The organism is Labrenzia sp. VG12, from assembly GCF_002237595.1.
Taxonomy (GTDB): domain Bacteria; phylum Pseudomonadota; class Alphaproteobacteria; order Rhizobiales; family Stappiaceae; genus Roseibium.
In genome coordinates this window covers 1,350,383-1,369,602 of the sequence record NZ_CP022529.1, presented here as the reverse complement: position 1 = coordinate 1,369,602, position 19,220 = coordinate 1,350,383, and the positions used below count along the sequence as shown (strand labels likewise).

Below are 19,220 nucleotides of genomic sequence, written 5' to 3'. Positions count from 1 at the left end.
AACGCGAAAACTGCCTGTTCCGATCCACGAGTTTGAATCTCGTGAGAACAGAAGAGAGATTGGGTGGAGGAAATCGCTCCGGATGTATCGCGCGTTGAAGACCTGTTTTTAAGTTCTTTTTTGGGGCGAAAGCAATTTCGTTCATCAGTTGGACGTTTTTCTCAAAACGTTCCTTTACATATGTTTCCATCTTGATGCCGGGCCGAACTTGTAAAAGTCCGTTTGTGTTGGGACAAACTGAGACGAGATGCAAAAGCAGAAAGCATGAGTACAAGAATCTATCTCATTGAAGACTTTTTTGGAGCGCAAACCTTCAGGCAGCAAGACCCTGTCACGTTGAGAAGAAACGCAGACGGCATAAACTCAATTTACATTTCTGCAAAAGACTGCCTCTACCCGATGATCCACGTACTTGTTAACGGCGACAAAGCAGTCATTCACTATTTTGAATCTGAAGAGACTGCCGGGTTTTTGTCCCAAAACAACTCACGAAAAAATATCACGCGTCTGGAAACGTTCTTCGAAAATGAGTCTGGTACTGAGATCAAGTTTCCTGCCGAAGCCGTCGTAAACCACAAAGCGGCAGAAAAGGCTGCTGGCGAATTCGTTAGAAGAAACGAATTGCCGGAATGTCTCGAGTGGCTTGAATTGTGACTAGAGAAATATTGCGAATATCTTCATTCCTCTACGGCGACGGTTCTGACCAAACTGGCGCGGCTGGCGGTGGCATGGCTGTCGCCGACAGTCGATGGAAAAACCAAGTGTCACTCCCGAGAAAGCGGGAAACCAAGAATATTCATCGCTGGTGGGAGAATACCAGGATCTGTCCGGACGTCCTGGGTCCCGGCTCGCGCTGCGCTTGGCCGGGATGACAGTTTTTTGGTTGGCCAGCGATGAAACAATCGAGCAGGCGTGTAAGGTGCGAAGCTCGGTTCTAATCCGCCCATCCTTCGGCGCCGACAAGCGGCACATAGGCGACACCGCCGAGATTGTCCGTCCTGAAGTCGCCCTTTGAAGTTCGTCTCACCCGCACCAGATCCTGCAGGTGCCGGGAGGGGCCGACCGGAAGGACCAAACGGCCACCGTCCTTGAGTTGTGCCTTCAGGGAAACGGGAACGTCCGGCGCGGCGGCGGCAACGGCGATGGCGTCGAACGGAGCTTCGTCCGGACACCCCAGGGTGCCATCGGCGCACTGAACCTCGACATTGTTGCAACCGGCCGCCGCCAGATTGTCCCGGGCGAGTTGGACCAGCTCTGGAAGACGCTCGATGCTGATAATGTGAGCGGCGAGTTCTGCCAGGATTGCTGCGGCGTAGCCCGATCCCGTGCCGATATCGAGTACCGAGTCGGTTGAGGAGAGTTCAAGCAATTCGCAAGTCAATGCAACGACATAGGGCTGCGAGATGGTCTGTCCATGTCCGATCGGCAAGGGGCAGTCCCAATAGGCGCGGTGTTGAAGGTCTTCTGGGACGAAGAGATGCCTTGGAACCTTTTCCATCGCGGCGAGAACCCGTTCATCCCGGATGCCGCGGCGCCTGAGCTGCGTTTCAACCATGTCTCTGCGTTCGCTGGAAAAGGGATCCATCACGTCGACCCACTGGTTGTGAATTTGTCGGGCAATAACTTGCCGTCTCAAGACTCTATTAAACCTAAAACCGCATAGTGATGGAACCAAGAGACCAGAGTTCAGCGTTAAGGTCCAAAGAGTGCCACGAGCAGCCACCCGTCAGCGGAAACAATCCTTTCTTCGTCGCCTGATCACGCCCGTGATCGCCATTGCCGCGCTCGGCTATTTCGGCTTTCATGCCATGAGCGGCGAGCTCGGCATGGTCGGCCGTGCGATGATCGAACGGCAGGTCTCCGAACTGGAGGCCGAACTTGCAACCCTGACAGCGGAACGGGAAGAGCTTGTCGCCCGTGTCAGCCTGCTTCGGCCCGAGAGCTTGGATCCCGACATGCTGGACGAACGGGCACGCCTCAACCTCAATCTGGTGCATACGAACGAGCTTGTTGTGCTGCGTCCGGGACACCGTTACGGCGTAAACTGAATTTCGGTTGAATTCTGCTACTTAACGGAATTTCAGTTAAAATCTAAATTCCTCTTCTTTTACAATGCATAAAGTGCGTTTCGCAGTGCGAGATTCACGGATTGGATTGACAGCGGCTACAGGATAAGTTGCTCCTACCTGTCTTAGGGGAAACGTCACGCCGAGAAGAGGGTTATGGCCGCAGCATCAAAGACCACTTCCGCTAGCTCCAAGAGCACAAGCCGGACCCGCAGCTCTGCCAAGAAGGCGAAGCCTGCGATCACCGAGTTCGATAAGGACCAGGAACTCCACGCCTACCGCGAAATGCTTCTGATCCGCCGATTTGAGGAAAAAGCCGGACAATTGTACGGCATGGGCCTCATTGGCGGATTTTGTCATTTGTATATCGGACAGGAAGCTGTCGTCGTCGGTATGCAGATGGCCAAGAAGGACGGCGATCAGATGATCACCGGCTATCGCGACCACGGCCACATGCTGGCCATGGATCTCGACCCGAAAGGCGTGATGGCCGAATTGACCGGTCGCCGCGGCGGCCTGTCGAAAGGCAAGGGCGGCTCCATGCACATGTTCTCCAAGGAGAAGCATTTCTATGGCGGCCACGGCATTGTCGGCGCGCAGGTGTCGCTCGGCACCGGTCTCGGCTTTGCCAACAAGTATCGCGAGAACGGCAACGTCGCGATGGCTTTCTTCGGCGATGGCGCTTCCAACCAGGGCCAGGTCTATGAAAGCTTCAACATGGCCGAGCTCTGGAAGCTTCCGGTCGTCTATGTGATCGAGAACAACAAATACGGCATGGGCACCAGCGTGGCCCGCGCCTCCGCCACGACCGACCTGTCCCAGCGCGGTGCCTCCTTCGGCATTCCGGGTGAGCAAGTCGATGGCATGGATGTTCGCGCCGTCATGGCCGCGTCCGAAAAGGCCCTGAAATGGTGCCGGGACGGCAAGGGCCCCTACATCCTTGAAATGATCACCTACCGCTATCGCGGCCACTCCATGTCCGACCCGGCGAAATACCGCTCCAAGGACGAAGTCCAGAAAATGCGTACCGAGCATGACCCGATCGAGCAGGTCCGTGCACGGCTTCTGGAAAAGGAATGGGCAACGGAAGATGACCTCAAGGCCATCGACAAGGACGTCCGGGCGAAGGTCGCCGAGGCGGCCGAATTCGCCCAGACCGATCCGGAGCCGGATGCTTCCGAGCTCTACACCGATATTCTGCTCTAACGCCGGGGATTATCATGCCGATTGACATTTTGATGCCGGCGCTCTCGCCGACAATGGAAGAAGGCAAGCTCGCCAAGTGGCTGAAAGCCGAAGGCGACACTGTCAGCGCAGGCGACGTGATCGCCGAAATTGAAACCGACAAGGCCACCATGGAAGTGGAAGCGGTCGACGAAGGCACCATGGGTAAGATCCTGGTTGCCGAAGGCACCGACAACGTCAAGGTCAACGAGAGGATCGCCGTTCTCCTTGCCGATGGCGAAGATTCCAGTGCCATCGACACGGCTGCAGCTGCTCCCGCAGCCGCTCCGGCTCCGGCTGCTGCCGAAGCGCCCGCAGCACCGGCAGCTCCTGCTGCGCCTGCCGCACCGGTTGCCTCCGAGCCCGCTGGAGACCCGGAACTTCCGGCCGGCACCGCGATGAAGTCCTCCACCGTGCGTGAAGCGCTGCGCGATGCCATGGCGGAAGAAATGCGCCGGGACGCGGATGTCTTCATCATGGGTGAGGAAGTCGCCGAATATCAGGGCGCCTACAAGATCACCCAGGGCCTGCTTGACGAGTTTTCGGCCAAGCGCGTCATCGACACGCCGATCACCGAACATGGATTTGGCGGTCTCGGTGTTGGTGCGGCCATGGCCGGCCTGAAGCCGATCGTCGAGTTCATGACCTTCAACTTCGCCATGCAGGCGATCGACCAGATCATCAACTCCGCCGCCAAGACGCTTTACATGTCCGGTGGCCAGATGGGCGCACCGATCGTGTTCCGCGGTCCGAACGGCGCGGCGGCCCGCGTTGGTGCGCAGCACTCCCAGGATTATGCTTCCTGGTATGCTCACGTGCCGGGCCTGAAGGTGATCCAGCCCTATTCGGCAGCGGACGCCAAGGGTCTCCTGAAAGCCGCGATCCGCGACCCGAACCCGGTGATCTTCCTCGAAAACGAGATCCTTTACGGTCACTCCTTCGAGATCCCGGACATGGACGACTTCGTCCTGCCGATCGGCAAGGCCAAGGTCGAGCGGGGCGGCACCGACGTCACGCTGGTGTCCTGGGGCATTGGCATGACCTACACGCTGCAGGCAGCCGATGAGCTGGCCGCAATGGGCATTTCGGCGGAGGTCATCAACCTGCGCACGATCCGTCCGCTGGACATCGACACGGTGCTGGCCTCGGTCCGCAAGACCGGCCGGATCGTTACGGTGGAAGAAGCCTTCCCGATGTGTTCGGTCTCTTCGGAAATCGCCTTCCAGGTTCAGGAAAAGGCCTTCGACTATCTCGATGCGCCGATCCTGCGCGTGACCGGCAAGGACGTACCGATGCCTTACGCCGCTAACCTGGAAAAGCTGGCCCTGCCGAGCGTTCCGGAAGTCATCGACGCGGTTAAGGCCGTCACCTACACAGTCTGAGGCGAGGGACACGGATATGCCAATCAATATCACCATGCCGGCCCTTTCTCCGACCATGGAGGAGGGCAACCTGGCCAAATGGCTGGTTCAGGAAGGCGATCAGGTTTCCGCCGGTGATGTCATCGCCGAGATCGAAACCGACAAGGCGACCATGGAAGTGGAAGCTGTTGACGAAGGCAAGGTCGGCAAGATCGTCGTCGCTGCCGGTACAGAAGGTGTGAAGGTCAACGAACTGATCGCCGTGCTTCTGGAAGACGGTGAAGACGCCAGTTCCATCGACACCTCCGGTGGAGCCGCACCGGCCCCCTCTGCCGCCGCGCCCGCACCGGCAGCAGCAGCTGCTCCGGCTCCGGCCGCCGCACCGGCTGCTCCGGCACCTGCCGGCCCGGCGCCGGCTGCAGCCGATGGCTCACGCATCTTTGCCTCGCCGCTGGCACGTCGCCTGGCTCAGCTCAACGGTCTCGACCTGAAAGCGCTGGCCGGAACCGGCCCGCATGGCCGGATCATCAAGCGCGACATTGAGGCGGCTGTTGCGGCCGGAACGGGCAAGGCCGCTCCGGCGGCTGCCGAAGCTCCGAAGGCCGCTGCTTCGGCTCCGGCCACCGGCCCGTCCGCGGACCAGGTTCTGAAACTGTTCGACGAGGACAGCTACGAGCTCGTGCCGCATGACGGCATGCGCAAGACCATTGCCAAGCGCCTGACGGAATCCAAGCAGACCATCCCGCATTTCTACGTCTCCGTGGACTGCGAACTGGATGCGCTGCTGGCGCTCAGGGCGCAGCTCAATGGCGCTGCCGCCACCGACAAGGATGGCAAGCCGGCCTATAAGCTGTCGGTCAACGACATGACCATCAAGGCCCTGGCCCTGGCGCTGCGCGATGTTCCGGATGCGAACGTTTCGTGGACCGACGACAACATGGTCATGCACAAGCATGCCGATGTCGGCGTTGCCGTCTCCATTCCGGGCGGTCTGATCACCCCGATCATCCGCCGTGCGGAAGAAAAGCCGCTGTCCGTCATTTCCAATGAAATGAAGGACTACGGCAAGCGCGCCAAGGAACGGAAGCTGAAGCCGGAAGAGTACCAGGGCGGCACCACCGCGGTCTCCAACATGGGCATGATGGGCGTGAAGAACTTCTCCGCGGTCGTCAATCCGCCGCATGCGACCATCCTGGCCGTTGGTGCCGGTGAAAAGCGCCCGGTGGTGAAGGATGGCGAACTGGCTGTGGCGACCGTCATGTCCGTGACGCTGTCCACCGACCACCGCTGCGTGGATGGGGCACTCGGTGCGGAACTGCTCAAGGCCTTCAAGGGCTACATCGAAAATCCGATGAGCATGCTGGTCTGACGACGGCCAAGCTCTCCGGCGCGGCGGCAACGCCGCGCCGTTTTTGACTGAAGACTTCTTGTGCCGGGGAAAACACCATGGCTGACACCAATTACGACGTGATCATCATCGGCTCCGGGCCGGGCGGTTATGTCACCGCGATCCGGTCCGCCCAGCTGGGCTTCAAGACCGCCATTGTCGAACGTGAGCATCTGGGCGGTATCTGCCTCAACTGGGGCTGTATTCCGACCAAGGCGTTGCTGCGCTCTGCCGAAATCTTCGATCATGCCAATCACGCCAAGAGCTTCGGCCTGACGCTGGAAGGCACCATGAAGGCCGACGTCAAGGATGTCGTTGCCCGTTCGCGCGGCGTATCCGCACGGCTGAATGGCGGCGTCGGTTTCCTGATGAAGAAAAACAAGATCGATGTGATCTGGGGTGAGGCCAAGCTCACCAAGCCGGGCGAACTCGTTGTCGGCAAACCGTCCAAGCCGGCGGTCGAGCCACAGCACCCGGTGCCGAAAGGCGTCAAGGGCGAGGGCACCTACACTGCCAAGCATATCATCGTTGCCACCGGCGCCCGTCCGCGCGCCCTTCCGGGCATCGAGCCCGATGGCAAGCTGATCTGGACCTATTTCGAGGCGATGAAGCCGGCAAAGATGCCGAAGTCGCTCGTCGTCATGGGCTCCGGCGCCATAGGTATCGAATTCGCGTCGTTCTATCGCTCCATGGGTGTCGACGTTACGGTCGTGGAACTGATGGCCAACGTGATGCCGGTCGAAGACGCGGAAATCTCGAAATTCGCCCGCAAGGCGCTGGAAAAGCGCGGCCTGAAGATCATCACCGAAGCCAAGGTGACCAAGGTCGACAAGGCGGCGAATTCCATCACCGCCCATGTGGAGACCAAGGACGGCAAGGTCAGCCAGATCACGGCGGACCATCTGATTTCCGCTGTCGGCGTTCAGGGCAATATCGAGAATATCGGCCTGGAAGCGCTTGGCGTCAAAACCGACCGCGGCTGTGTTGTCATCGATGATTATGGCCGGACCAACGTCCCGGGCATTTACGCCATTGGTGACGTTGCCGGTCCGCCGATGCTGGCCCACAAGGCCGAGCATGAAGGCGTGATCTGCATCGAGAAGATTGCCGGCTTGCCGGGTGTGCATGCCATGGATCATGGCAAGATCCCGGGCTGCACCTATTGCAACCCGCAGGTCGCCTCCGTTGGTCTCACCGAAGCCAAGGCCAAGGAACAGGGACGGGACATTCGTGTCGGCCGTTACATGTTCAACGCCAACGGCAAGGCTATCGCTCTTGGTGAAGACAACGGCATGATCAAGGTGATCTTCGACAAGAAGACCGGAGAGCTTCTGGGCGCACATATGTGCGGTGCGGAAGTGACCGAGCTGATCCAGGGCTTTGTTGTCGCCATGAACCTGGAGACGACGGAAGAAGAATTGATGCACACGATCTTCCCGCATCCGACCCTGTCGGAAATGATGAAGGAATCGGTGCTGGATGCCTATGGCAAGGTTCTGAATGCCTGATTGAGACGAGCCCCGGCAGATGCTCTGCCGGGGCTTTTTTCGGAGCGCCACAATGACGGGTCAGGGAACACGACCGGAAGACGTTTTGCCGGACGACCAGGATTTCACGACCATCCAGGGCGTTCGTGTCCGCAAGGGCACGATCTTCGCTGCGCTCAAGAATATCGAGCTCCTGCAATCCGGTGATCCTGAACTTCGAGCGGCGGCCCTGAAGACGCTCAGGGATCTTGCACCGGCGCTTGTCGTGCTGGATCTCCACCGGCATTTCCAGTGCCGGGACCCGGAAGTGGAACAGTTGATTGCGGATGCTGCGGAGAAGTTGGAAGGCTGAGCCTTCGCAATAGATCCTGCGGAGCATGACCTGACAATTTTCAGGATATCCGGGCTGGACGCGCGCCCTGAATAGGGTAACGTGAGGCTGATTGGGTGCAGGGCCAAAGGGAGCCTTCGATTATGGATATCAAAGCAATTTTGGTCTGGGTCGCCATCGGTATTCTGGCTGGGTGGCTGGCAAGCATCGTGGTTGGCGGCGGCGGTCTGGTGCGCTATCTGGCCACCGGTCTGATCGGCGCTTTTGTCGGCGGTTTCCTGTTCAAGCTGGTCGGCATCAATCTCAATCTTGGTAATGTCTGGGTGAACGAAATCGTCGTTGCGGCCATTGGTGCAATCGTGGTTGTCTTGCTTGCGCGCCTGATCGCCTGAGATTGGGCTGCGGCGGTATAATCGCCCCGTTTGTACTTCCCTAAACCATTGAACCTTTTGTCCGGGAAATGGGGAAGAGAGCGTCGCCGCCGAACATGTTTTACGACGGCTTCTTGTTCGGTTTGGTCGGTGCGGCACCTGGCGCAAAGCCGGTTTCGGACTACGGGGCCGGCGTATTGACAGAAACTATGTATGTGATGATCGCAGCGGTCCTTGGTTTTTCGCCTTTTTGACCGCTCGGCGCAAAAGCTTGGGTTAGATCGATTTGGCAATTTTCGTATTTGGGTCAAACATGGCCGGGCGTCACGGCAAGGGCGCTGCACTCTATGCAAAGAAGCACTTTGGCGCAGAGCAGGGCGTCGGTGAAGGACCTACGGGCCGTGCCTACGCCATCCCGACAAAGGGAAAGAAACTTGAGCGCCTGGAATGGACCGAGATCGAACCGGCGCTTGAGCGATTCGTTCAATATGCACGCGACAATCCGAACGAGGTATTTCATCTGACACCCGTTGGGACTGGACTGGCAGGCCATTCCATGGAGATGCTCCGTGACAGCTTGAAGCGGATCGGATTGCCGAATAACGTCCTGCTGACAGCTTCCTGGATCAACGACGGATAGAGGCAAACATGGGTCTGATCATCGCTATCATCATCGGCCTGATCGCGGGGGCGGTGGCGCACCGGGTGCTCAATAGCCGGGGTGGTTTTCTTGGCAGTCTGGTGGTCGGTCTGATCGGTGCGCTGATCGGTGGTAAACTGGCTGAAATGTTCCGCCTGCAGATCACCGGAGGCATTTTTGACCAGCTGGTGCTGGCGACGGTCGGCGCGATCCTGTTCCTGTTTCTCTGGAAGAAAATACGCGGCTAGTCGGATCGAATGCCGATGAAAATGCCGGATCACACCGCTGAATCCCGCCTTGCGACCTACGGGACGCTTGCGCCGGGGCGGGCCAACCATCACCAAGTGGAAGAACTCGCAGGCTCCTGGTGCGTCGGCGCCGTGCGGGGGCGCCTGGTTGAAGCTGGTTGGGGCGCTGCCATGGGGTATCCCGGTCTGATCCTTGAAGAGACTGGCGGCGAGATTGAGGTCCATGTTCTTGAATCTCATGATCTGCCGGACCACTGGGCGCGGTTGGATGCGTTCGAGGGCAGCGGTTACGAGCGCGTATCCGTGACAGTTATTTGCCAGGGCGGGGAGGTGATGGCGTCGATTTATGTCATTGCCGGCCAGCATCAGGGGAACGGGGTGGAATGACCGATATCGGGCTCAAGGCCTTTGCCATCCGAACCACAGACAAACTGCGCTACGCCGATACGGACCGGCAGGGCCATGTCAACAACGCGGTTTTCGCGACCTTTCTGGAAACCGGCCGTGTGGAAGTCATCTATGGGGAAGAGCTGGCCGATGAAGGGGCAGCCTTTGTGATTGCGCGTCTGGAACTCGATTTTCTGGCCGAAGTGAACTGGCCGGGAGAGGTCGAGATCGGAACAGCCGTGCACGAGATCGGCCGCAGCTCGTTCAAGCTGTTTCAGCAGGTGTTCCAGAACGGAAAGCCGGTCGCCAGGGCCGTCACCGTGATCGTGCAGATGAACGAGGCCACGCGCAAGTCTCATCCATTGACGGCGCGGGCCCGCGCGCGGCTGGAACAGCTCGTCAGGCCTGCATTAAGCACATAGCTGGCTTGGCACCATTATGACTTGACCTTTCAAGGGAATAACGACACTTAAGGCCCATGGTTACGATCGTCGACACGCTCAATCGCCGGCAGCAATCTGCTGACTCGCGCCCACGCCATCCGGAAAAGGCGCATCGCCCGGACAATCCGGTGCAACGCAAGCCGAAATGGATCCGCGTCAAGGCGCCGACGTCACCTGTTTACCGCGAGACCAAGGGCATTGTTCGGGACAACAATCTCGTCACGGTCTGCGAAGAGGCCGGCTGCCCGAACATCGGCGAATGCTGGTCGAAAAAACATGCCAGCTTCATGATCCTGGGTGACACCTGCACGCGGGCCTGCGCCTTCTGCAACGTGCGAACGGGCATGCCGGGGCCGGTCGACCCGAAAGAACCGCAGGGTGTCGCCGATGCCGTGGCCGCCATGGGTCTTGAGCATGTCGTCATCACCTCCGTCGACCGGGACGATCTCGACGATGGCGGAGCAACGCATTTCGCGAATGTGATCCAGGCGATTCGCAAGGCTTCTCCGACCACAACGATCGAGGTCCTGACACCTGATTTCCTGCGCAAGGATGGTGCCCTGGAGATCGTTGTCGAGGCCCGGCCGGATGTCTTCAACCACAATCTGGAAACCGTTCCTTCCAAGTATCTGAAGGTGCGTCCGGGCGCGCGCTATTTCCACTCCATTCGGCTTCTTCAGAAAGTGAAGGAACTTGATCCGGAGATGTTCACCAAGTCCGGTATCATGGTCGGACTTGGAGAAGTCCGGAACGAAGTGTTGCAGCTGATGGATGATCTTCGGGCCGCCGATGTCGATTTCATGACCATCGGGCAATATCTGCAGCCGTCCAAGAAACATCATCCGGTGATCGATTTTGTAACACCGGAGCAGTTCAAGGGCTATGAGCGCATCGCCTACGCGAAGGGCTTCCTGAAAGTGTCCGCCAGCCCGCTGACCAGGTCCTCGCATCATGCAGGCGAGGACTTTGCCGAGCTTAGAGCGGCCCGCAAGGCCAAGCTCGGCCACTGACAAAGATACAATCTGGACTCTTCGACGCGATGCCCAGTTTTACCTCCAGTCACAAAGTCAATCACGCGGCGGACGACATGTTTCGCCTGGTTGCCGATGTGGAGCGATATCCGGAATTCGTGCCGTTGTGCCAGGGGCTGCATGTGCGCGGGCGCAAGGAACTAGCGGATGGGCGGTCGGTTCTCGTCGCTGACATGACCGTCGCCTACAAACTGTTCAAGGAAACCTTCACCAGCCGGGTGGAGTTGCGTCCCGACGAGCGCACCATCCTTGTTGAGTATCTCGATGGCCCCTTCAAGCATCTAGAGAACAAATGGACTTTCGAGGATGTGGGGGAAGGCGCCAGCACCGTCGGCTTCTATATTTCCTACGAGTTTCGCAGCCGCACCCTGGGCTCGCTGATGGGCGTCATGTTCGACAAGGCGTTCCGCAAGTTTTCCAGCGCGTTCGAAGCGCGTGCGGACGAGGTCTACGGGGCCTAGGTCCGCAACCACATCTGATCGAAAACCGGAAAGTCACCTGCAAAACGCACTTGTGCGCGTCTCGAAAGATGGGCCGGTTGCTCTGGAAGGTGTCACCGATCTTCCAAAACTGCGTCGCCGTGTTTCCCAAACATGGCGTGCTGCTTGAGGAAGGGGGGCAACTCCCATCAGAGCAGCAATGCAAGAGATCACTTGAACTGCTTGAAGGCATCGCGAATGACGCGGATGCGGCTGGATTTCATGTCGAGAGGCTCGTTTCTGTTCCGGATCTGCTCGACTTCCCGCTTCTTCAGGCCAAGATCGTCCAGGGTAGCAAACGAGCCGTAGTCGGCGCAGACGGTCCTGCGATTGCTGCCAAGGTTTTCTTCCACGATCAGCTTGCGCCCGGCGGCGGCTTCTTCTTCTGTCCAGACAACAGTGGTGGAGGAGACCCAGAAGGTGCGGTCACAATAGCGGGCCTGGTGGTAGCCTTCCTTCGGCTTGGTCAGGATTTCATGAAAGCCGGTGAAGGTGCCGTTGGAATACTGGGAACGGATGTAGAAATCACCTTGGGCCAGCGCTGTTCCGGCGGGAACTAGGCCGCCAACCGCAAAGATCGCTAGGAACGCAAACAAGCGTTTCATGTCAGGTTTCCCTTTTCAGTGCCGCCCCGCGACCCCTCTCGATTCAGATCATACTGTTTCCCACTTACCCGAGCCTTACCAAACGACGCTCCCGGCGGATGCTCAGTTTCCGTGGTAGGATTTTGCGGCCTTGTCGCCATCTACCGGCCGGAAAGCTTCACGGATTACGGCGAAGCGATTGATTCTGCGAATGGAAGCACCGTCGTTTTGAACGACAACGCGCGGATCCTCTTCAACGCCAAGGCCCTGGAGCGTCACCTGTTCTTCGGGATGCTCACAGATCGGGCGCCAGCCCTTTCCCCAGTTATACTCCACCCGAACGACGTAGTTTTGCTGCACTTCGAGCTGAGTCCAGGCGACCGTCGCATAGCGGACCCAATAGGACCGGCCGCAATATTCCACTTCGATCAGTCCGTCGGACATCCTGTTGTAGATACGGTGCGACCCCCGAAAGTTCTGACCGTCGCGGGAAATGATATAGGTGTCACCGGCCACGGGGATTTCATTTCCCGCATGCGCCAATGTGCCTGCCAGGCAGAACGCGCCTGCTGCAAGGAGTGTTTTCTGGACTGACATATCCATTTCCTGAATCGCGAACTCATTTCGCGAGTTGTAACCTGCCAGAAAACACCCTATCGGATTTGCCTCTCCAACCCGTGTTTAACGGCGGGAAGATTTTATTAAAAATTTAGCTAGTTTTCTCCGCGCTGGTTTTCAGTGCAATGAAACCAATCGATTGAGTTATCTCGTGTGAAATGTGGCGTTTGCCTCGCCCGACGCGCGCGTCTGGAACACGGCTCCGATAGCCGACAGGCGGCTCTTTCCCTGTTCGCCGTCGGCTTCACCGGCAAGCACGTCGCGCGGACTTTCATTGATGCCGATATCCTCAAGGGTGACCTGCCGCTCCGGGTGGTCGCAGATCGGGCGCCAGCCGCGGCCAAAATTGTATTCAACGCGCACAGTGTGCCCGAGCTCGGTTTCCAGCTGGGTCCAGGCCACGGTGTGGCTGCGCACGTAATAGTCACGCCGGCAATAGGCGACCTGCTTGAGGCCCTCTGAAAAACCCTGGAAGAGTTTGTGGCTGCCTACAAATAGGCCGCTTCGATCGCGGGAGATCAGATAAAAATCGCCAGGTTGCGGTACGGCGTCGGCTTTGGCCGCGCCGCCTGCGCACAGCAGGGCGGTCACAAGGAGAATCGCGTGTTTCAGCATGATGATTTCTGTCTGGAATTCCCTATAGGTCAACACTGCTGACTATAAAGGTTCCCAATACGGAAACCAGCGCGTTCTCCATGAAGGCTTAACGACCGTTTACTCAGTAAACTGCATTTAATATTGAAATTAGTGCAGTTTGTACGGTGGCAAGACGGATCGAGCGGCGTCCCTGGTCCGCAAACCAGCAATGCAGGTGCTCGGTCGGCCTGCCCTTGCAGGCCACAGCCAGATGCACGGTGCCGACAGGTTTCGCCTCGCTGCCGCCGCCGGGGCCGGCGATGCCTGTCACGGAGACCGCAATATCGGCGTTGGACCGTGTCACGGCGCCTTCCGCCATTGCGATGGCCACGTCCTTGCTGACAGCTCCGACCTTTGCAATCAGCTCGGCCGGCACGCCGAGCAACTCGGTCTTGGCTTCATTGGAATAGGTGACGAAGCCGCGGTCAACAGCGGCAGAGGAACCCGCAATTTCGGTGAGGGCACCGCAGATGAGGCCGCCCGTACAGGATTCGGCGGTTGCCACCATCATGTTCTTCGCCTTGAGGGCGTCGAGTACCTTCTCGGCAAGCGGTGCCAGATCTTCGAGGCTGTGCGGTGAAGTTTCAGTCATTAGTCAGGCTTCCTCGTCCAGGGGCAGGCGCACGGTGACGGCGGCAACCGCGGCAATGCCCTCGCGGCGGCCGGTAAAGCCGAGTTTTTCCGACGTCGTTGCCTTCACGGACACCCGGGAAACCGGAATGGCGCAGATTGTTGCAATGGAATTGCATACCGCCTCGCGGTGCGGGCCGATCTTGGGTTCTTCGCAGATTACGGTCACGTCGATATGTGCCAGCCGTCCGCCAAGGGCCGCGACCCGGCGTATGGCATCAAGTTGAAACTGGTCGGAGGCTGCGCCTTTCCATTTCGGATCGCTTGGCGGAAAATGCTGACCGATATCGCCGTCGCCGATTGCTCCGAGTGTCGCATCGGTGATTGCGTGAAGGACGACGTCGGCGTCCGAATGCCCTTTCAGCTTCCTGGTGTGGGGGATTTCAATGCCGCCCAGTACAACGGCCGTGCCATCTTCGAACGCATGAACATCATAGCCGATGCCGGTCCGGATATCGGTCAGATCCGCCAGGGGGCGGAGCGTGTTGGTCGTATCGCTCATGACGCCTGTCCTTGCCAGGATTTCTGCACGTTTCAAGTCCGCGGACGTGGTGATCTTGAAGTTGGCCGGGTCGCCTTCGCTTATCACAATGGACATTGAGTCCCATTCCGCAAGTCCCGTGTCATCGGTGAAATCGTCTCGCCCGGCCGCAGCTGCTCTGGTGTGCGCGGAGAGGATGCCTCCCAATTCGAAGGCCTGGGGCGTTTGAGCAGCCCATAGTCCCGTCCGGTCGACTGTCTCGACGGAGACCCGATTTGCGTCAACTCGTTTGAGCGTGTCCGAAACCGGGACCGCAGCCAGAACGCCAGTTGCGCCATCGTCCAAGGCTTCAAAAAGCCTGTCCAAAACCTCTGTCGTTACAAAGGGGCGCGCAGCGTCGTGAATGAGAACTTGGTTGCACGCTGTGTTGGCCAGGGCCTGCAGGCCGGCATGAACGGATTGCTGCCGCGTTGCACCGCCTGCAACCGCAGGCTCAAGCTTGGCAATGATGGCCGGGGGCAATTCGGAAACTGCCTCGTCGTAAAGCGCTGCATCGTCCGGATGCATCACCGTAACCAAACGGGCAATCCGCGGGTGATTCCCGAGCGCTTTCAGTGTATGGGTCAGCACCGGTTGGCCGGCAAGGTCGCGATATTGCTTGGGACGTGTATCGTCTGGATCCGCCAGGCGTGTTCCGCGCCCTGCCGCAACAACCAGAGCAGCAGCGGGATTTGTCATATGCGGTCTCCTAGAATGGTGGATCTGAAAGTCGCCGCCAAAAGGCAGCCTTCGCCGTAGCGTATTTCAGACCCGAAAACCACACTGGAAACACATATTTGCTCGTCACTCTTCTGAAACTGAAGGTCGGTCGGAGGCGGTCGGCCAGCGCGAGTTCCTTTGGTTTCAAGGGATGGCCAGGCACTTCCTGAATGTTTTGTCGTACCGCCAACCTGAAGAACTTGTTTGAACCGAAATTTTTGACTTGTTGCAATGCGATATTTGTCTACAATATAGGCAGATTAGAAAATGCACAGTCATTAAGCAAAGCAGAGACTTTGAACCCCTGATGACCAAATCACTGTCAATAGGCCGGCATCAATTGCCAAATCTGGCTGTGCTGGCTCCGATGTCCGGAGTTTCCGATCTGCCATTCCGCAGACTGGCGGCGCGATTTGGCGCCGGCATGGTCGTCAGCGAGATGGTCGCCAGCGAATCTTTTGTACGTGGTGATGCCGAAACGCAGATGCGTGCCGAGGCGCAGGGAAATGGCCTGCATGTGGTGCAGCTTGCAGGACGGGAAGCCCGCTGGATGGGGGAGGCTGCGAAGGTCATTGCCGATCTGGGCGCCGACGTCATCGACATCAACATGGGCTGTCCCGCCAAAAAAGTCACGTCCGGCTATTCCGGATCCGCGCTGATGCGCGATCTTGACCATGCCCTGACGTTGATCGAAGCCACGGTCGAAGCTGTCGATCTGCCGGTTACCCTCAAGATGCGCCTTGGTTGGGACGACAAGTCCATCAATGCTCCGGAGCTTGCACGCCGGGCTGAGACGGCAGGCATTCAGCTGATCACCGTGCATGGCCGCACCCGCTGTCAGTTCTACAAGGGCAGGGCGGATTGGCCGGCAATTGCGGCGGTCAAGGACGCCATTTCGGTGCCGCTGATCGCCAATGGCGACTGCAGGGGATTTGACGACGCGTTGACCATGCTCGAGCAGTCGGGAGCGGACGGCGTCATGATCGGACGCGGAGCCTATGGCCGGCCGTGGCTGCCGGGCCATGTCGGCCATTTTCTGGCAACGGGGGAGCGTCTTGCAGAACCTGTTGGTCGCGAGCTGGCCGATCTGGTGATCGAACATTACGAGGCGCTGTTGGGCCACTACGGTGAAGACGGCGGCTTGCGGATCGCGCGTAAACATCTCGGCTGGTATCTCGATATCGCCCAGTCAGCTGGGGAAGGCCATATCCCGACCGCTATTCGACAAACCCTGATGACCTCGAAGCAGCCGGCAGACGTGATCCGGCTGGTAAACGAGTGGTTCCCCATTACAAACGAACGGACTGCAGCTTGACGGATCTTGCGTCTCCTTCCGGCCGGACGGCCGCTCTTGCCAGCGACGGGCCCATCATTCTGGACGCGCTTCCTCATCCTGTGCTGCTGGTGGCGCCCGATGGCGTGATTGAATCGGCGAATATGGCAGCCGAGATTTTCATGCGCTCCAGTGTATCGGTGCTCCGCCGTCATCCGATCAGCGACTTTGTTCCCTTTGGCAGCCCGCTGCTGACCCTGATCGATCAGGTGCGCGAACGGGCTGCTCCGGTCAACGAGTACAAGGTTGATATTGGGTCTCCGCGCATCGGTGCCCCCAAGGTGGTTGATATCAATGCCGCGCCGGTGTCAGACCGGCCCGGCGCTGTTGTCCTGATGTTCCAGGAACGAACCATGGCGGAAAAAATTGACCGTCAGCTGACTTCCAGGGGCGCGGCGCGCACCGTCACGGGACTTGCGGCCATGCTGGCGCACGAGATCAAGAATCCGCTGTCGGGCATTCGCGGCGCCGCTCAGCTGATTGAACAGTCGGTGCCTGCCGAAGACCGGGCCTTGACGCGATTGATCATGGACGAGACCGACCGGATCGTGAAACTGGTTGACCGGATGGAAGTCTTCTCGGACGAGCGGCCTATCGAACGCGAACCGGTCAACATTCATATCGTTCTCGACCATGTGAAGCGGCTGGCCGATTCCGGTTTTGCGCGCGACAAGCGCATTGTCGAGGTCTATGACCCATCGCTGCCGGCCGTGTTTGCCAACAAGGATCAGCTGATCCAGGTCTTTCTGAATCTCATCAAGAATGCCTGCGAGGCAATCGGTGACGATCCTGACGGCGAGATCAAGGTGTCGACCGCATTCCGCCCCGGCGTGCGGCTGTCGGTGCCGGGCACCGATGACAAGGTCAGCTTGCCATTGGAGTTCTGCGTGCAGGACAACGGCCCCGGTGTGCCGGACGATCTTCTGCCGCATCTCTTCGAGCCATTCATCTCAACCAAGACCAACGGTTCCGGCCTCGGCCTGGCACTGGTTGCCAAGATCATAGGTGATCATGGCGGCGTCATTGAATGTGACAGCCAGCGCCACAAAACCGTTTTCCGGATCCTGATGCCTGCATTCACGGGTGAAGGGGAGGCGCTGCCGACCCCGTCCAGCAAGGGAACGATTTGACCATGCCAAGCGGCACGATTTTAGTTGCTGATGATGATGCGGCCATCCGCACGGTTCTCAATCAGGCCCTGTCCCGTGCCGGTTATACCGTCCGGCTGACGTCCAACGCCTCGACCCTGTGGCGGTGGGTGTCCTCCGGCGACGGCGACCTGGTGATTACGGACGTGGTGATGCCCGATGAAAACATTTTCGACGTGCTGCCGCGCATGAAGAAAATGCGGCCGGAACTGCCGGTTCTGGTGATGAGCGCGCAGAACACGTTCATGACCGCAATCAAGGCGTCTGAAAAAGGCGCATACGAGTATCTTCCAAAGCCCTTTGACCTGAAGGAACTGACCAGCATCGTCCAGCGGGCGCTGGAAGAGCCGAAGAGAAAACCCGCCGTCGACCTCGAAGACACAGGCGAGGGCATGCCTCTTGTCGGGCGGTCTCCCGCCATGCAGGAGATCTACCGGGTTCTGGCGCGGCTGATGCAGACCGATCTCACGGTCATGATCAATGGCGAGTCGGGAACGGGCAAGGAGCTCGTTGCCCGTGCCCTGCATGACTATGGCAAACGCCGCAACGGGCCATTTGTTGCCATCAACATGGCAGCCATTCCCCGGGACCTGATCGAGGCGGAGTTGTTCGGCCACGAGAAGGGCGCGTTTACCGGCGCACAGAACCGCAGCTCAGGCCGCTTCGAACAGGCCGACGGCGGAACGCTGTTTCTCGATGAAATCGGCGACATGCCGATGGAGGCGCAAACCCGTTTGCTGCGTGTTCTCCAGCAGGGGGAATACACGACGGTTGGTGGCCGCACGCCGATCAAGACCGATGTCCGGATCATAGCAGCGACGAACAAGGACCTCAGGCACCTGATCAACCAGGGCCTCTTCCGGGAAGATCTCTATTTCCGTCTGAATGTCGTACCGATCCGGTTGCCACCGCTGCGCGAGCGCGTTGAGGACATTCCGGATCTGGTCCGGCATTTCTTTACCCTGGTGGAAAAGGAAGGTCTTCCTGCCAAGCAGATCGACCAGGGCGCCTTGAACCTGCTGCGGCGCTACCGCTGGCCTGGCAACGTGCGCGAACTGGAAAACCTGGTGAGAAGACTGGCTGCGCTCTATCCGCAGGATGTCATCAGTGAAGTCCTTCTGGAACAGGAACTCAGCCAGCCGACAGTCTCCCAGATGGAAGAGGAAGCTTCGGAAAACATCAATCTTGGCAACTCAGTTGAACGCTATCTGGCGGGATATTTCGACACGTTTGGCGAAGCCTTGCCACCTCCCGGCCTCTATCACCGCATCCTGCGCGAGGTCGAATATCCGTTGATCAGTGCTGCTCTGGCGGCGACACGCGGCAATCAGATCAAGGCGGCCGAGCTTCTGGGGGTCAACCGCAACACGCTGCGCAAGAAGATCCGGGACCTCGATGTCCAGGTGATGCGGCTGAGCCGGTAGTTCGAACAAACAGCGGAGTCTCGTCCACCTCCGGAAGGTATTCGTCCAGTTCGGCGATCTGGTGTTGCAGCGTGGCGCTGGTTGCCTGGTAGACAAATACGTTGATGAGCTGATTGAAGCGAACTGGTCCCGAGGGTGCTACGCCTGTTCTG

23 protein-coding genes are annotated in these 19,220 nt (G+C 58.8%); 17 read left to right on the top strand and 6 right to left on the bottom strand.

Features of this window, described 5'->3' with window-relative positions; all coding sequences use genetic code 11:
• Nucleotides 1-264: 264 nt before the first annotated feature.
• The gene (locus tag CHH27_RS06260; RefSeq protein WP_094070827.1) at nucleotides 265-654 is read left to right on the top strand and encodes an Imm1 family immunity protein; all 390 of its coding nucleotides are present in this window, start codon (nucleotides 265-267) and stop codon (nucleotides 652-654) included.
• 280 nt (nucleotides 655-934) lie between these two features.
• Here the strand turns inward: CHH27_RS06260 and CHH27_RS06255 are convergent, their stop codons facing one another.
• The gene (locus CHH27_RS06255) at nucleotides 935-1,585 is read right to left on the bottom strand and encodes a protein-L-isoaspartate(D-aspartate) O-methyltransferase (protein WP_094070826.1); all 651 of its coding nucleotides are present in this window, start codon (nucleotides 1,583-1,585) and stop codon (nucleotides 935-937) included.
• A 121-nt stretch (nucleotides 1,586-1,706) separates the two neighbouring features.
• Between CHH27_RS06255 and CHH27_RS06250 the strand changes: the two genes are divergently transcribed.
• From CHH27_RS06250 to CHH27_RS06190, 13 genes are all read left to right on the top strand, one after another.
• A complete protein-coding gene (locus CHH27_RS06250; RefSeq protein ID WP_247646197.1) occupies nucleotides 1,707-2,048 on the top strand; it encodes a septum formation initiator family protein in 342 nt (113 codons plus the stop codon).
• A 174-nt stretch (nucleotides 2,049-2,222) separates the two neighbouring features.
• Nucleotides 2,223-3,272 (top strand): pyruvate dehydrogenase (acetyl-transferring) E1 component subunit alpha, encoded by a 1,050-nt coding sequence (pdhA, locus tag CHH27_RS06245; protein WP_094070825.1) that lies wholly within the window; start codon nucleotides 2,223-2,225, stop codon nucleotides 3,270-3,272.
• A 14-nt stretch (nucleotides 3,273-3,286) separates the two neighbouring features.
• A complete protein-coding gene (locus CHH27_RS06240; protein ID WP_094070824.1) occupies nucleotides 3,287-4,672 on the top strand; it encodes a pyruvate dehydrogenase complex E1 component subunit beta in 1,386 nt (461 codons plus the stop codon).
• 16 nt (nucleotides 4,673-4,688) lie between these two features.
• Entirely contained in the window at nucleotides 4,689-6,020 is a 1,332-nt protein-coding gene (locus tag CHH27_RS06235) for a pyruvate dehydrogenase complex dihydrolipoamide acetyltransferase (RefSeq protein ID WP_094070823.1), read from the top strand.
• A 77-nt stretch (nucleotides 6,021-6,097) separates the two neighbouring features.
• The gene (lpdA, locus tag CHH27_RS06230; protein WP_094070822.1) at nucleotides 6,098-7,546 is read left to right on the top strand and encodes a dihydrolipoyl dehydrogenase; all 1,449 of its coding nucleotides are present in this window, start codon (nucleotides 6,098-6,100) and stop codon (nucleotides 7,544-7,546) included.
• A 52-nt stretch (nucleotides 7,547-7,598) separates the two neighbouring features.
• Nucleotides 7,599-7,877, top strand: a complete 279-nt coding sequence (locus CHH27_RS06225; RefSeq protein WP_094070821.1) for a hypothetical protein — start codon at nucleotides 7,599-7,601, stop codon at nucleotides 7,875-7,877.
• Between the two features lie 122 nt (nucleotides 7,878-7,999).
• Nucleotides 8,000-8,248 carry a GlsB/YeaQ/YmgE family stress response membrane protein gene (locus CHH27_RS06220; protein WP_094070820.1) on the top strand — a complete coding sequence of 83 codons (249 nt, stop codon included), beginning with the start codon at nucleotides 8,000-8,002 and terminating at the stop codon, nucleotides 8,246-8,248.
• A 292-nt stretch (nucleotides 8,249-8,540) separates the two neighbouring features.
• Nucleotides 8,541-8,867, top strand: a complete 327-nt coding sequence (locus CHH27_RS06215; RefSeq protein WP_198338362.1) for a hypothetical protein — start codon at nucleotides 8,541-8,543, stop codon at nucleotides 8,865-8,867.
• Between the two features lie 8 nt (nucleotides 8,868-8,875).
• Nucleotides 8,876-9,115, top strand: a complete 240-nt coding sequence (locus CHH27_RS06210; RefSeq protein ID WP_094070818.1) for a GlsB/YeaQ/YmgE family stress response membrane protein — start codon at nucleotides 8,876-8,878, stop codon at nucleotides 9,113-9,115.
• Nucleotides 9,116-9,130: 15 nt separating this feature from the next.
• The gene (locus tag CHH27_RS06205) at nucleotides 9,131-9,502 is read left to right on the top strand and encodes a gamma-glutamylcyclotransferase (RefSeq protein WP_208988602.1); all 372 of its coding nucleotides are present in this window, start codon (nucleotides 9,131-9,133) and stop codon (nucleotides 9,500-9,502) included.
• Entirely contained in the window at nucleotides 9,499-9,924 is a 426-nt protein-coding gene (locus CHH27_RS06200) for a thioesterase family protein (RefSeq protein WP_094070817.1), read from the top strand. Before CHH27_RS06205 ends, CHH27_RS06200 begins: the two co-directional genes overlap by 4 nt.
• Nucleotides 9,925-9,980: 56 nt before the next feature.
• A complete protein-coding gene (gene lipA / locus CHH27_RS06195) occupies nucleotides 9,981-10,955 on the top strand; it encodes a lipoyl synthase (RefSeq protein ID WP_094070816.1) in 975 nt (324 codons plus the stop codon).
• 29 nt (nucleotides 10,956-10,984) lie between these two features.
• Nucleotides 10,985-11,437 (top strand): type II toxin-antitoxin system RatA family toxin, encoded by a 453-nt coding sequence (locus CHH27_RS06190; protein WP_094070815.1) that lies wholly within the window; start codon nucleotides 10,985-10,987, stop codon nucleotides 11,435-11,437.
• A gap of 188 nt (nucleotides 11,438-11,625) precedes the next feature.
• Here the strand turns inward: CHH27_RS06190 and CHH27_RS06185 are convergent, their stop codons facing one another.
• The 5 genes from CHH27_RS06185 to CHH27_RS06165 form a co-directional block, all read right to left on the bottom strand.
• Nucleotides 11,626-12,060 (bottom strand): hypothetical protein, encoded by a 435-nt coding sequence (locus tag CHH27_RS06185; protein ID WP_094070814.1) that lies wholly within the window; start codon nucleotides 12,058-12,060, stop codon nucleotides 11,626-11,628.
• 102 nt (nucleotides 12,061-12,162) lie between these two features.
• Nucleotides 12,163-12,636, bottom strand: a complete 474-nt coding sequence (locus tag CHH27_RS06180) for a hypothetical protein (protein ID WP_094074552.1) — start codon at nucleotides 12,634-12,636, stop codon at nucleotides 12,163-12,165.
• A 165-nt stretch (nucleotides 12,637-12,801) separates the two neighbouring features.
• On the bottom strand, nucleotides 12,802-13,272 hold the full coding sequence (locus tag CHH27_RS06175; protein ID WP_157738741.1) for a hypothetical protein: 471 nt from the start codon (nucleotides 13,270-13,272) through the stop codon (nucleotides 12,802-12,804).
• Between the two features lie 103 nt (nucleotides 13,273-13,375).
• Nucleotides 13,376-13,885: a CinA family protein gene (locus CHH27_RS06170; RefSeq protein WP_094070812.1), complete on the bottom strand. Its 510-nt coding sequence runs from the start codon at nucleotides 13,883-13,885 to the stop codon at nucleotides 13,376-13,378.
• A gap of 3 nt (nucleotides 13,886-13,888) precedes the next feature.
• Nucleotides 13,889-15,142 (bottom strand): bifunctional 2-C-methyl-D-erythritol 4-phosphate cytidylyltransferase/2-C-methyl-D-erythritol 2,4-cyclodiphosphate synthase, encoded by a 1,254-nt coding sequence (locus CHH27_RS06165; RefSeq protein ID WP_094070811.1) that lies wholly within the window; start codon nucleotides 15,140-15,142, stop codon nucleotides 13,889-13,891.
• Nucleotides 15,143-15,470: 328 nt separating this feature from the next.
• Here CHH27_RS06165 and dusB point away from each other — a divergent pair, with 328 nt between their 5' ends.
• Genes dusB through ntrC form a run of 3 tightly spaced genes read left to right on the top strand, consistent with a single transcriptional unit; the run spans nucleotide 15,471 to nucleotide 19,068 of the window.
• A complete protein-coding gene (dusB, locus tag CHH27_RS06160) occupies nucleotides 15,471-16,478 on the top strand; it encodes a tRNA dihydrouridine synthase DusB (protein ID WP_094070810.1) in 1,008 nt (335 codons plus the stop codon).
• Nucleotides 16,475-17,626 (top strand): nitrogen regulation protein NR(II), encoded by a 1,152-nt coding sequence (locus CHH27_RS06155; RefSeq protein WP_094070809.1) that lies wholly within the window; start codon nucleotides 16,475-16,477, stop codon nucleotides 17,624-17,626. Before dusB ends, CHH27_RS06155 begins: the two co-directional genes overlap by 4 nt.
• A 2-nt stretch (nucleotides 17,627-17,628) precedes the next feature.
• Nucleotides 17,629-19,068, top strand: a complete 1,440-nt coding sequence (gene ntrC / locus CHH27_RS06150) for a nitrogen regulation protein NR(I) (protein ID WP_094070808.1) — start codon at nucleotides 17,629-17,631, stop codon at nucleotides 19,066-19,068.
• Nucleotides 19,069-19,220: the final 152 nt, after the last annotated feature.

What these genes read in the sequence shown, in the direction of transcription:
- CHH27_RS06165 (WP_094070811.1), bottom strand. Translation starts at nt 15,142, where the DNA reads ATGACAAATCCCGCTGCTGCTCTGGTTGTTGCGGCAGGGCGCGGAACA.
- CHH27_RS06200 (WP_094070817.1), top strand. Translation starts at nt 9,499, where the DNA reads ATGACCGATATCGGGCTCAAGGCCTTTGCCATCCGAACCACAGACAAA.
- lpdA (WP_094070822.1), top strand. Translation starts at nt 6,098, where the DNA reads ATGGCTGACACCAATTACGACGTGATCATCATCGGCTCCGGGCCGGGC.
- CHH27_RS06240 (WP_094070824.1), top strand. Translation starts at nt 3,287, where the DNA reads ATGCCGATTGACATTTTGATGCCGGCGCTCTCGCCGACAATGGAAGAA.
- CHH27_RS06210 (WP_094070818.1), top strand. Translation starts at nt 8,876, where the DNA reads ATGGGTCTGATCATCGCTATCATCATCGGCCTGATCGCGGGGGCGGTG.
- CHH27_RS06190 (WP_094070815.1), top strand. Translation starts at nt 10,985, where the DNA reads ATGCCCAGTTTTACCTCCAGTCACAAAGTCAATCACGCGGCGGACGAC.
- CHH27_RS06215 (WP_198338362.1), top strand. Translation starts at nt 8,541, where the DNA reads ATGGCCGGGCGTCACGGCAAGGGCGCTGCACTCTATGCAAAGAAGCAC.
- CHH27_RS06255 (WP_094070826.1), bottom strand. Translation starts at nt 1,585, where the DNA reads ATGGATCCCTTTTCCAGCGAACGCAGAGACATGGTTGAAACGCAGCTC.
- CHH27_RS06220 (WP_094070820.1), top strand. Translation starts at nt 8,000, where the DNA reads ATGGATATCAAAGCAATTTTGGTCTGGGTCGCCATCGGTATTCTGGCT.
- CHH27_RS06175 (WP_157738741.1), bottom strand. Translation starts at nt 13,272, where the DNA reads ATGCTGAAACACGCGATTCTCCTTGTGACCGCCCTGCTGTGCGCAGGC.
- CHH27_RS06180 (WP_094074552.1), bottom strand. Translation starts at nt 12,636, where the DNA reads ATGTCAGTCCAGAAAACACTCCTTGCAGCAGGCGCGTTCTGCCTGGCA.
- CHH27_RS06225 (WP_094070821.1), top strand. Translation starts at nt 7,599, where the DNA reads ATGACGGGTCAGGGAACACGACCGGAAGACGTTTTGCCGGACGACCAG.
- ntrC (WP_094070808.1), top strand. Translation starts at nt 17,629, where the DNA reads ATGCCAAGCGGCACGATTTTAGTTGCTGATGATGATGCGGCCATCCGC.
- CHH27_RS06205 (WP_208988602.1), top strand. Translation starts at nt 9,131, where the DNA reads ATGAAAATGCCGGATCACACCGCTGAATCCCGCCTTGCGACCTACGGG.
- dusB (WP_094070810.1), top strand. Translation starts at nt 15,471, where the DNA reads ATGACCAAATCACTGTCAATAGGCCGGCATCAATTGCCAAATCTGGCT.
- lipA (WP_094070816.1), top strand. Translation starts at nt 9,981, where the DNA reads ATGGTTACGATCGTCGACACGCTCAATCGCCGGCAGCAATCTGCTGAC.
- pdhA (WP_094070825.1), top strand. Translation starts at nt 2,223, where the DNA reads ATGGCCGCAGCATCAAAGACCACTTCCGCTAGCTCCAAGAGCACAAGC.
- CHH27_RS06170 (WP_094070812.1), bottom strand. Translation starts at nt 13,885, where the DNA reads ATGACTGAAACTTCACCGCACAGCCTCGAAGATCTGGCACCGCTTGCC.
- CHH27_RS06185 (WP_094070814.1), bottom strand. Translation starts at nt 12,060, where the DNA reads ATGAAACGCTTGTTTGCGTTCCTAGCGATCTTTGCGGTTGGCGGCCTA.
- CHH27_RS06235 (WP_094070823.1), top strand. Translation starts at nt 4,689, where the DNA reads ATGCCAATCAATATCACCATGCCGGCCCTTTCTCCGACCATGGAGGAG.
- CHH27_RS06260 (WP_094070827.1), top strand. Translation starts at nt 265, where the DNA reads ATGAGTACAAGAATCTATCTCATTGAAGACTTTTTTGGAGCGCAAACC.